The sequence below is a fragment of the Rubrivirga sp. SAORIC476 genome, from assembly GCF_002283555.1.
Taxonomy (GTDB): Bacteria; Bacteroidota; Rhodothermia; order Rhodothermales; family Rubricoccaceae; genus Rubrivirga.
Map to the genome: position 1 here is coordinate 983865 of NZ_MVOI01000006.1, position 9344 is coordinate 993208.

A 9344-nucleotide genomic window follows, 5' to 3' on the forward strand; every position below is an offset into this window, starting at 1 on the left:
ACCCGCCCCCGACCGAACCGGCTCCTCCGCTACCCCGTTTTTCGTCTCTCTTACGTGGTCTCGATGCGCAAGGCGCTGTCGGTTCGTCTCCTCGCGGTTCTCGCCCTCGCTGGCTTGGGCGCCGGGCTGCCTGGGTGCAGCACCGGGTCTCCGCTGCACAGCCGGTACAACAACTTCCGGGCGTACTACAACACGTACTACAACGCCTCGCAGTCGCTGGAGGAGGGCGAGCGGGCGCTGGAGCGGTCGGCGGTCACGGTGGATCGCAACCAGCTCGTCTCGGTGTTCCCGGTCACGGCCAGCACGCAGACCAGCGGGCCGTTCCAGGACGCCATCGACAAGAGCGCCGAGCTGCTCCGCTCGCGCGCGACCTCCAAGTGGGCCGACGACGCGCTCATGGTGATCGGCAAGGCCTACTTCTACCAGCGCAACTTCGTCGGCGCCGAGCAGAAGTTCCGCGAGACGATGGCGGCGGCAGAGCTCGTGGAGGACCGTCGGCTGGGGGATGAGGCCCGCTTCTGGCTCGGGCGCACGTACGCTTCCGCCAACCGCTTCGACGATGGCGTCCTCGTCCTGGAGGAGGGACTGGCCGACGAGGGAGGCGACCGCTTCTGGCGGGCCCGGATGCAGCTGGCCCTCGGCGAGCTCTACGCCCGCGCGGGTCGCTGGGACGAGGCCGCTGGGACGCTCCGCGAGGGCGCTCCCGAAGAGGGCGACGCCGACATCGCAGCCCGCGCGTTCGTGCTCCTCGGTCAGGTCGAGGAGCACGCCGAGCGCTGGGACGAGGCCGCGGCGGCCTACACCGAAGCTCTCCGCCGCCGTCCGGACTACGAACTCTCGTACGCAGCCGAGGTGGGGCGTGCCCTCGTGGTCGGCATCGAGGCTGGGCGCACGGACGAGGCCCTCGCGGCCGTCCGCGCGATGCGGTCGGACGACAAGAACTACGACCGGCGGGGTGAGCTGGCGCTCGTCGAGGCCCGGCTCCGCGCCGCGGCCGGCGAGACCCAGCGTGCGCGGTCTCTCTTCCGGGACGTGCTCTACGACGAGGCGCTCGCCGGCCAGCGGGTGCGCGGGGAGACCCACTACCGCCTCGCCGAACTCTACCGCGATGCCATGGGCGACTATGTGCTCGCGTCGGCACACTTCGACACCGCCGCGACCGCACTCCGGGCGCCCATTACCGACGTCCGCCCCTCGCGTGGCGCGATCCTCGACGTGGCCGACGAGGCGCGGACCTACAACGCGCTCGCGGAGACGGCCCGCCGGATCGCCGAGGTGGACTCGCTGCTCGCCCTCGGCGATCTCTCCGACGAGGACTTCAGGGCGCGGATCGAGGAGATCGAGGCCGAGCGTCGTCGCGTCTTCATCGAGGAGCAGCGCCGCCTCGACGCTGCGCGAACGGCGCAGGCGTTCAGCGGCAGTGGCGGGCTGGGCAACGAGCAGATCGGAGGGGGCCGTGTGGGTCAGGCCGCGGAGACACAAGCACAGCAAGCGCAGGCCGCGAACGGTGATGCCGGGTTCCTCGCGCACCGGGTCCCGGCCTCCGTGCAGGCAGGTCTGATCGCCTTCGAGCAGACCTGGGGCGACCGGCCCCTGGTGCCCAACTGGCGGCGGCGCGCTGCCCTCCAGGCGGGCGACGCCGCGTCGGCGCGGGGCGTGATCGGGAACGAGGTGGCTCGACGGGCGGGCAGCATTGGCGGGCCGCCGCCGCTGGACCTTTCGTCGGTTCCCCGGACGCCAGCGCGGCGGGCGGAGGCCGTGGCCTCGTTGGCCGGGCTCCGCTACGAACTGGCCAACGCGTTCTTCCTCTCCATCAACCGGGCCGACACCGCGGCGGCGCTCTACCGCACGATCCTCGCCGAGACGCCCGACCTGCCCGTGGCCGTCCGCGCACGCTACGCGCTGGCGGAGATCGAGCGCGAGGCGGGCCGAGACGACGTGGCGCGTCCGCTCTACGAGGCGGTCGCCGCGGCCGACTCGTCGGCGCTCCGCCAGGCCTCCCTGGTCCGCCTCGGGCGGGCGTCCGCAGACGAGGGGGAGGCGGTGGTCGAAACCTCCGCGGCCTACGACGCCGCCCGCCGGCTGTGGGTCGGCGGAGACCCGCTCGCGGGCGCCGAGGCGTTCGTCGCGCTGGGCGACGCGAACCCCGACGACGCCGATGCCCCGCGGGCCTACCTCGCCGCCGCCGTCGCGTACGTGGAGTGGGCCGGGCGGGACTCGCTCGCCCTCGTGCGCCCCTTCCCCGACTCGCTGGTGTCGACGGTGCTCCTCGCCGTCGCCGATTCGCTGGCTCAGATCGAGACCGCGGCGGCGCTCGAGGCTGCGGCGCTCGAAGCAGCGACCTCGACCGTTGAGCCGGACGCCGCCGAGACTGGAGCGGAGACTCCCGAGGCAGACGACCTCGAGGAAAACGTGGACCCTGTCTCCCCGTCCCAGGAGCGCCGCATCCTTGAGGAGGGCATGTCTGATGACGCGCCGCGCCCACTGGCCGACCCGGACGATCTGGACCTCTCGCCGGAGGACCGCGCGTTGATGCAGGCGCGTCGGCAGGTGGACGACGAGCCACTGGACGACGAGGTGTCGCGTCCTCGTTCCGCACCGGCGGTCGACGACGATGTGGTGCCGCGACGAGAGACCGAGACTGCCGTCGACGACGAAGCCCCCATCCTTCGCCGGAACCCGGCGGCACGGCGCAGACAGGCTCCGGCTGCGACTCCGGTCGCCGCCGCCGCCCCGCCGCCGTCTGCGGAGCCACCGTCGGCACTCCGGGCCCTTCCCGTCCCCGATTCCACCTCGTTCACGCTCCGCCACCACCTGCGCGGACTGGTCGCTCGCTACCCTGGCTCGCCCTACGCGGAGCGCGCCACCGGACTCATCGCGCGCCTGCCCGCGCTGCCCGAGATTCAACTCCCTGTGCTGTCCGACACGCTTCGGACGGACTCCCTCTCCGTTCCGGATGGCCTGGAAGCGTCTCTGCCCGACTCCTCGGTCGGCCCGGCCGATTCCGTGCAGGTGGACCCCGACGACCCGGTCCTTGCAGAGGACCCGGTCGAGGAGACGCTCGACGGCGACAGAGAACCCGAGGAGGAGGTTGCAGAGCCGGTGGCCGCCGCGTCCAACACCGGGCTCCGCAGCTCCGAGCCGATTGATCCTTCGCTCGGCGGCTTCACGTGGCGCGTGCGAACCCTCTCGATCCCGGACGAGGGCACCCAGATGGTCCGCGTGCTGAAGGAAGCGGGATTCCGGGCGGCCATCTTGCGCGACGAGGGCAACACGAGCTTCACAGTGGCGCTGGGCCAGTTCGACGATGCCGAGCAGGCCGAGGCAGCGCGCGACGGCCTGCCCGCCTGGGCTCGACTGCGCGGTGAGGTGATCGCGCTCTCCGGATTCACCGTCGTTCCCGAGAACGACGTGGACGGACCGTAACCCGACGCGCGTTCGTCCGAACCCGGGTCGGGATCGTCGCAGGGCGTCGGATGGTTCGGCGCTCGACCGCGATCTAGGAACCTCCCCCATGGGGTCGGGTATCGCCCCCCTTTGTCCAAATCCGTTTGCGTGGCATCGCCCGCGCCCGCGCTCAGCGCGCACGTCTTCCTATGGCTTCCTCTCCGCGAACGCCCCAGAACCCTCGAGACGGCCAGTCCGGCCGTGATGGCGGCGGGGGAAAGCGCCCGCGCCTGTCGCTTGGCACCTTCTACCTGTTCGTCCTGATCGCCCTGCTGGCGCTCGCCGTGCAGACGTTCGTCGCAGGCAGCGGCGCATCGTCCGAGGTCGAGTACTCCGTCTTTCTCGAACAGGTCGAGAAGGGGTACGTCGAGGCCTTCGAGGTGCAGGATGGCGTCGACATCCGCGGCTCGTACACGCAGGAGGCCGTCGACGCCCAGTCTGTCGAGGTGGCCGCGCCGGAGCCGTCGCTCGGCCGCCAGCCCGCCGCCGACGCCGGGCGACGCTTCCGTACCACCAAGCCCGACGACCACGACCTGACGGACTACGTCCAGTCGATCAACGAGCAGCGAATCGCCGCGGGCGAGGACCCCGTCGAGTTCCAGGCCGACTACACGTCGGGCGTCTGGAGTGGGTTGTTCTCCTGGGTCATCCTGATCGGCTTCCTGGCGCTGTTCTGGATCTTCATCCTGCGCCGGATGGGCGGGCCTGGCCAGCAGGTGCTCAACATCGGCAAGAACAAGGCGACGCTGTTCGACCAGACCGAGGGCGCGCCGATCACGTTCAAGGACGTCGCCGGCCTCGACGAGGCCAAGGAGGAAGTCGAGGAAGTCGTCCAGTTCCTCAAGGACCCCCAGCGGTTCACGAAGCTCGGCGGCAAACTGCCGAAGGGTGTGCTGCTCGTCGGCCCTCCCGGCACGGGCAAGACGCTGCTCGCCAAGGCCGTCGCGGGCGAGGCGCAGGTCCCGTTCTTCAGCCTCTCCGGCTCCGACTTCGTCGAGATGTTCGTCGGCGTCGGCGCGGCGCGCGTGCGCGACCTGTTCAAGCAGGCCAAGGAGAAGGCGCCCTGCATCATCTTCATCGACGAGATCGACGCCGTGGGCCGGTCCCGCGGGCGCGGCGCCATCATGGGCGGCAACGACGAGCGCGAGAACACGCTCAACCAGTTGCTGGTCGAGATGGACGGGTTCAACACCGACAAGGGCGTCATCCTGATGGCGGCCACCAACCGGCCCGACACGCTCGACTCGGCGCTGCTGCGTCCAGGCCGCTTCGACCGGCAAGTGCTCATCGACCGGCCGGACCGCCGCGAGCGGGCGGCCATCTTCGCGGTCCACACTCAGAACCTGACTCTGGGCGACGACATCGACCTGGAACTGCTGGCCGGCCAGACGCCGGGCTTCGCGGGCGCCGAGATCGCGAACGTCTGCAACGAGGCGGCGCTGCTGGCGGCGCGTGATGGCAAGGACGCCGTCGAGATGATCGACTTCGAGCGCGCCATCGACCGCGTGATCGGCGGGCTGGAGAAGAAGAACAAGCTCATCAGCCCAGAGGAGAAGAAGATCGTCGCCTACCACGAGGCCGGTCACGCCGTCGCCGGGTGGTTCCGCGAGTACACCGACCCCGTCGTCAAGGTGTCGATCGTGCCACGCGGCATGGCGGCACTCGGCTACGCGCAGTCGCTGCCCCAGGAGCGCTACCTCTACACCAAGGAAGCGCTCATCGACCGGATGGTGATGACGATGGGCGGACGGGTCGCCGAGGAGATCATCTTCGGCCAGATCACGACCGGTGCCCAGAACGACCTGGAGAAGATCACCAAGATGGCCTACGCCATGGTGGTCGACTACGGCATGAGCGAGGAGATCGGCTACGTGTCGTTCAACATGTCGGGCCAGAAGGACCAGCCGGTCTTTGACAAGCCGTTCTCCGACGACATGGCACGTCGCATCGACGCTGAGGTGAAGGCGCTCATCGACGACGTGCGTGCTCAGACCCGGGTGCTGCTGGAGGAGCGGGCCGACGATCTCGAGCGACTCGCGCAGGCACTCTTGGAAAAGGAGGTGCTCAACGAGAACGACCTCCGCGAGGTGCTCGGCGAGCGCCCGTACCAGCGACACGACCATCAGGCGGGCGTGACCGCCGAGGGCGAGCCCGTCAACCTGCCGCCCGGTCCGGCCTCCGAGGGGGACGGCGTCGCCTCGACCGAGCCCGCCTCGGTAGACTCGTCGGCGCCGGTCAGGGACGAGCCGGACATCTCTGCATCGACGTAGGCGACAGTCTGATCGCGCGATTCACAAGGCTCGTCCGCTGCACGCGGACGGGCCTTTCGTGTATAGAGGGGAAGATGGAGGCAACTGGCAGCGTGCCGTGAGGATCGGATCAAGCGTGATCTGTCGGTCTGTATCGGCTGCTGTGCTCCACACAGGCTTCGTCCTCTGGGCCCTGGAATCGCAGGTCTCGCCATGGATTGTGAAGGTCCGGGCATTGGGGATGGGGGGAGGAGTCGGTACGTTGAGGGTTCGATTCTCGCGTGCCGGCCGGTCGCCGCGCCCGCATCAACCAGACCTGACCGCACCGCTGTGCCTACGATCAACCAACTCGTCCGGAAGGGCCGCAAGCCCAAGCGCAAGACCTCCGGGTCGATCGCTCTCCAGGGCAACCCGCAGCGCCGTGGCGTCTGCACCCGCGTGTACACGACGACGCCGAAGAAGCCGAACTCGGCCCTCCGCAAGGTCGCCAAGGTCCGCCTGACGAACGGCTACGAAGTCATCGCCTACATCCCGGGCGAGGGCCACAACCTCCAGGAGCACTCGATCGTGCTCGTCCGTGGTGGCGGCGCCAAGGACCTCCCGGGCGTGAAGTACCACATTGTCCGTGGCGCGCTCGACACGGCCGGCGTCGCCGACCGGCGGAAGTCCCGCTCGAAGTACGGCGCCAAGAAGCCGAAGAGCTAAGCCGTCGCCTGTCAGCACGCCGCCCGTTTTGGGGGCGTGCTGCAGTTCGACGCTCCCCGTCCACGCTGATCGCTGACAAGCTGATCGCTGACAGCTAGAAACCCATGCGCAGGAAGCAAGCAGAAAAGCGGATCCCCACCCCGGACCCGATCTACGGTGACGTCACCGTCGCCAAGTTCATCGCCGCCGTCATGCGCGACGGCAAGAAGTCCGTGGCCCAGGGCCTCGTCTACGGCGCCTTCGACTTGGTCGAGGAGCGCATCGGCGAGCCCGGCGTCGAGGTCTTCCGCCAGGCGCTGACCAACGCGGCCCCGCTGGTCGAGGTCCGCAGCCGCCGCGTCGGTGGCGCGACCTACCAGGTGCCGATCGAGGTCCGCCCCGAGCGGCGCACCTCGCTCGCGTTCCGCTGGCTCCTCCAGTACGCCAAGGCCCGCGGCGACAAGTCGATGGCCAACCGCCTCGCAGCCGAGCTCATCGCCGCCTCGCGCGGTGAGGGCGGCGCTGTCAAGAAGAAGGACGACACGCACCGCATGGCCGAGGCCAACAAGGCGTTCGCTCACTTCGCCCGCTTCTAACCGAACCGTCATACGCGCTTCCGCCTCTGGGTGAGACTGGCGCGTTTCCTCGGCTCCCCCCCCGAACCGACGACCTCCAATGGCCGACCTCCAAGGCAAGACCTTTTCGCTCGCCAAGACCCGAAACATCGGGATCTCGGCGCACATCGACGCGGGCAAGACCACGACGACCGAGCGCATCCTGTACTACACCGGCAAGACGCACCGGATCGGCGAGGTCCACGAGGGCGGCGCCACGATGGACTGGATGGAGCAGGAGAAGGAGCGTGGCATCACCATCACCTCGGCGGCGACGACCGCGGAGTGGAAGGGCCACCGCATCAACATCATCGACACCCCCGGCCACGTCGACTTCACCGTCGAGGTGGAGCGCTCGCTGCGCGTGCTCGACGGCGCGGTCGCGCTGTTCTGCTCGGTTGGCGGCGTGGAGCCCCAGTCCGAGACGGTCTGGCGGCAGATGGACAAGTACCACGTCCCCCGTATCGCGTTCGTCAACAAGATGGACCGCACGGGCGCCAACTTCGAGAACGCGGTCCAGATGATGAAGGACCGCCTTGGCGCCAACGCCGTCCCGGTCCAGATTCCGATCGGCGACGGGGAGATGTTCCGTGGTCACATCGACCTGATCACGATGAAGGCGTTCATCTTCGATGACGCCACGCAGGGCTCGACCTGGGACGAGGTGGACGTTCCGGCCGACCTCGCGCCGACCGCCAAGAAAGCCCGCATCGTGCTGCTCGAGGCCGTCGCCGAGCACAACGACGAGCTTCTCATGATGTACCTCGAAGGGGAGGAGCTTCCCGTCGAGACCGTGAAGGAGACCGTCCGCGAGGCCGTGCTCTCGATGGACATCACGCCGGTCTTCTGCGGCTCGGCCTTCAAGAACAAGGGCGTTCAGCAGCTGCTCGACGGCATCATCGACTACCTCCCGTCGCCGCACGACGTGCCGCCGATGGAGGGCCACAAGCCGCGCACCGAGGACATCGTCATCCGCGAGGCCGACCCGGCCGAGCCGTTCGCGGCCATCGCGTTTAAGATCGCGACCGACCCCTACGTCGGCCGGATCACGTTCGCCCGTGTCTACTCGGGCACGCTGAACAAGGGAGATGCGCTCATCAACGCGACCACCGAGAAGAAGGAGCGCGCCGGTCGCCTCCTCTTCATGCACGCCAACACACGTGAGGATGTCGAGTCGGTCAAGGCCGGTGACATCTGCGCCATCGTGGGCCTGAAGGACACCAAGACTGGCGACACGCTCTGTGACCCCGACGCGCCCGTCGTGCTCGAGGCCATGGACTTCCCCGAGCCGGTCATCAAGATCGCGATCGAGCCGAAGACCAAGGCTGACATCGACAAGCTCTCGGTCGGGCTCCAGAAGCTGGCCGAGGAGGACCCGACCTTCAAGGTGTCCTCGGATGAGGAGACCGGTCAGACCCTGATCGCGGGCATGGGCGAGCTCCACCTCGAGATCATCGTGGACCGCCTCAAGCGCGAGTTCAAGGTCGAGGCCAACGTCGGCGAGCCCCAGGTGTCGTACCGCGAGGCCATCCGCAAGTCGGTGGAGCACGCGTACACGCACAAGAAGCAGTCCGGCGGTCGCGGCCAGTTCGCGCACGTCGAGATCGAGTTCTCGCCCGCCGAGCCCGGCACCGAAGGCCTCGAGTTCATCGACGAGATCAAGGGCGGCGCCATCCCGCGCGAGTTCATCTCGTCGGTCCAGAAGGGCATCGAGAGCGCCCTCGACCAGGGTCCGCTCGCGGGCTACCCGATGGAGGCCATCCGCGCCCGTCTCTACGACGGCAAGTTCCACAACGTCGACTCCGACCAGCTCTCGTTCGAGATCGCCGGCCGCATGGCGATGCGTGAGGCGACGCGCCGCGCGAGCCCCGTCATCATGGAGCCGATCATGAAGGTCGAGGTCATCACGCCCGAGGAGTACATGGGCGACGTGATCGGCGACCTGTCCTCCCGGCGCGGTCGGATCGAGGGCATGGGCCAGCGCGGCGACGCGCAGGTCGTGGACGCCTTCGTCCCGCTCTCGGAGATGTTCGGGTACTCCACCGACCTCCGTTCCAACACGCAGGGCCGGGCCATCTACTCGATGCAGTTCGACCACTACGAGGAGGTCCCGACCTCCATCGCCGAGGAGATCGCAGCCGCCGGCAAGGCCGCCGCGTAGCCCGCCCCAGATTCACACCCCAAGACCAACAACACCATGGCTAAGGAGCAATTCCAGCGGAACAAGCCCCACGTGAACGTGGGCACGATCGGCCACGTCGACCACGGCAAGACGACGCTGACGGCGGCGATCACGAAGGTGCTCGCCGAGAAGTCGGGCGGCGTCGCCAAGGGCTTCGACGAGATCGAC

The 9344-nt window shown here is 68.8% G+C and carries 6 protein-coding genes; all 6 read left to right on the forward strand.

Annotated elements, in window-relative coordinates; translation table 11 throughout:
- Window positions 1–63: 63 nt before the first annotated feature.
- Entirely contained in the window at window positions 64–3426 is a 3363-nt protein-coding gene (locus tag B1759_RS15605; protein ID WP_095515968.1) for a tetratricopeptide repeat protein, read from the forward strand.
- A gap of 170 nt (window positions 3427–3596) precedes the next feature.
- A complete protein-coding gene (gene ftsH, locus B1759_RS15610) occupies window positions 3597–5717 on the forward strand; it encodes an ATP-dependent zinc metalloprotease FtsH (RefSeq protein WP_095515969.1) in 2121 nt (706 codons plus the stop codon).
- 309 nt (window positions 5718–6026) lie between these two features.
- Window positions 6027–6401, forward strand: a complete 375-nt coding sequence (gene rpsL, locus B1759_RS15615) for a 30S ribosomal protein S12 (protein WP_095515970.1) — start codon at window positions 6027–6029, stop codon at window positions 6399–6401.
- A 104-nt stretch (window positions 6402–6505) separates the two neighbouring features.
- Entirely contained in the window at window positions 6506–6976 is a 471-nt protein-coding gene (rpsG, locus tag B1759_RS15620; protein WP_095515971.1) for a 30S ribosomal protein S7, read from the forward strand.
- A 79-nt stretch (window positions 6977–7055) separates the two neighbouring features.
- Entirely contained in the window at window positions 7056–9155 is a 2100-nt protein-coding gene (gene fusA, locus B1759_RS15625; RefSeq protein ID WP_095515972.1) for an elongation factor G, read from the forward strand.
- A gap of 36 nt (window positions 9156–9191) precedes the next feature.
- Window positions 9192–9344 (forward strand): GTP-binding protein (locus B1759_RS15630; protein ID WP_233134430.1); only part of this gene is annotated, 153 nt, incomplete at its 3' end.

Excerpts from the sequence above, each read along its gene's own strand:
- ftsH (WP_095515969.1), top strand. The coding sequence starts at position 3,597 with ATGGCTTCCTCTCCGCGAACGCCCCAGAACCCTCGAGACGGCCAGTCC.
- rpsG (WP_095515971.1), top strand. The coding sequence starts at position 6,506 with ATGCGCAGGAAGCAAGCAGAAAAGCGGATCCCCACCCCGGACCCGATC.
- B1759_RS15605 (WP_095515968.1), top strand. The coding sequence starts at position 64 with ATGCGCAAGGCGCTGTCGGTTCGTCTCCTCGCGGTTCTCGCCCTCGCT.
- fusA (WP_095515972.1), top strand. The coding sequence starts at position 7,056 with ATGGCCGACCTCCAAGGCAAGACCTTTTCGCTCGCCAAGACCCGAAAC.